Source organism: Pseudoalteromonas sp. 19-MNA-CIBAN-0066, from assembly GCF_040308705.1.
GTDB lineage: Bacteria > Pseudomonadota > Gammaproteobacteria > Enterobacterales > Alteromonadaceae > Pseudoalteromonas > Pseudoalteromonas nigrifaciens.
The window spans coordinates 1-255 of record NZ_JBEONZ010000298.1 but is presented as its reverse complement, the minus strand read 5'-3'; the positions used below and the strand labels follow the sequence as shown (position 1 = coordinate 255).

General features: G+C 38.0%; 1 protein-coding gene. It reads left to right on the top strand.

Annotated features, from left to right (window positions below):
* On the top strand, positions 1-255 hold a 255-nt coding region (locus AAEZ18_RS19210; protein ID WP_352256025.1), incomplete at both ends, for an aminotransferase class I/II-fold pyridoxal phosphate-dependent enzyme.

Genomic DNA, 255 nt, shown 5'->3' with positions numbered 1-255 from the left:
AACTAAAGCTTTGGTATTAATTAATCCTAATAATCCGACAGGTGCGGTTTACAGTGACGATTTGTTAATGCAATTAATTGATATAGCGCGTGAACATAAACTGCTGTTATTGAGCGATGAGATTTACGAAAAGATTTTATACGATGGTATAACGCATACTTCAATCGGCTCACTGTGTGATGATGTACCAATCATTACTTTTAATGGTTTAGCAAAAACCTACCGTGCAGCGGGGCTAAGAATGGGGTGGATGGT